This window comes from Photorhabdus heterorhabditis (genome assembly GCF_018448905.1).
Classification (GTDB): Bacteria; Pseudomonadota; Gammaproteobacteria; order Enterobacterales; family Enterobacteriaceae; genus Photorhabdus; species Photorhabdus heterorhabditis.
This window is the reverse complement of record NZ_RCWA01000117.1, coordinates 1-1,557: the sequence shown is the minus strand read 5'-3', so window position 1 is coordinate 1,557 and position 1,557 is coordinate 1. Positions and strand designations below refer to the sequence as shown.

The following is a 1,557-nucleotide window of genomic DNA, read 5'->3' as shown; positions in this document are numbered from 1 at the left end:
GGTTCAATCTGGTTATAATTGAAAACCCGTTTACCGACTTTTAACACTAATTTGTGAATACAGGGGTCCGGGATTTTGCAATCACAAACCGCACTACGCATATTAACTGAAAGCATATTTTTTCCTTCTTTCTCAGTATTAACTGCAAAAACAGTTAATACTGAGTGAGTTAAAACAAACCATAGCTATCTTGAAATCACCACTTTTCCATTGATTAAAGAGAAGAGAGGGTTAAATGTTTGACCATTTTCACTATTATTTTTGTCCTCAATTAACAGAGGAGATTGTATCCCATCTTTAACTTCAAACCGGAATAATCGGCCATCCATATAGCGCACCAATTTATATTTACTCCAGTCTATCGGTACAGCCTGATAGCCTTTATCAAAGTAATGTTTAAAATCCAGCGAATCAAAATCGATTTGCTCAGTACTGTCATTAGCCTGAGATTCCTCATGCAACGTTAACTGATAAGCTGATTTCAGTGCCGTTAAGTCCTGATTTTTCAATATTTGCCAAATATCTTCATAGGCTTTTTTAACCAGTTCGGTACTGATTTCTGTTTCTGGCAAAGGCATAGCTGTAGTCCAAGCCCAAACAGGCAAATCATTTAATGTTACGGTTCGCTCTGCATAATAAAACCCTCTACCTTTAAGATCTTTCTCCTTAATTTTGCTATAGTTAGCGGTATCAACATTAAAATTAACGGATTTCATACTGGTTGGTTCCAACGTGCCATTTTTATCTGCCACACTGGTGATAATATTAGTCATTTCATCAGATTCATAAGGCGTTACCCTTACCAGTTTAACCTTACACTCAGTACCTTTTTCTTGATAAACATATTTCTCGTCTACATCAATAAACGGAGCCATTTCGATATAAATAGTATTCTTACCATTTCGCAATAATGGTGCAATATTGTAACCCGTTGATATAGTGCCGGTCCTTGAGCCCAGATTGCTTAAAGTATAAATCCCATTGACTCTGAGAACACAATAAGCACGGTTTGTTTCTAAGTAAGTGATATATTTAACTTTATCCATAGTGTTTTTCCCATAAACTGATAATGAAAATAGGGTCATAAAAAATAGAACGAATTTTTTCATTGCGATAACCTCAGTTTATATGTCGATTTTTCTTTTGGTAGCTTCGGATATATCTCCCATGTTTTTTGTTTTTTATCATCCTCCTTATTTCTTTTCCCAGCAGAACTACCGATATTTTTAGTTGTACTTTTCCCCATCCCAAACTCCACATAATAACTGGCAGTGATGCCCTCATGGAAAAACACCAGATATAACCCCTTATCCTGCTTATCCAGTTCAAAGCATCCCTGCGCTTCAATATCTGCATCCGCTTTAAAATAACCCTCCACCAGATAATATTTAAACCCCACCTGTATATTAGTTTCTGCTCTAATCGCTAATGTCCCTTTCACCATATCCCCCAGTTGAAATTCCATTTCCCTCTCCTCATTGCTGGCATATTTAAATGACAGATTTAACGCGCCCTCCAGAATCATATCTAATTGTGCCCCCAGATAGGCCCCATTCC

At 36.9% G+C, this 1,557-nt stretch carries 1 protein-coding gene and 1 pseudogene; both read right to left on the bottom strand.

The genetic code is table 11. The features are described from left to right. Positions 1-185: 185 nt before the first annotated feature. On the bottom strand, positions 186-1,046 hold the full coding sequence (locus EAE89_RS22800; RefSeq protein WP_244866751.1) for a hypothetical protein: 861 nt from the start codon (positions 1,044-1,046) through the stop codon (positions 186-188). A gap of 59 nt (positions 1,047-1,105) precedes the next feature. Further along, positions 1,106-1,557, bottom strand: a pseudogene (locus tag EAE89_RS22795) (hypothetical protein); the annotation flags it as partial.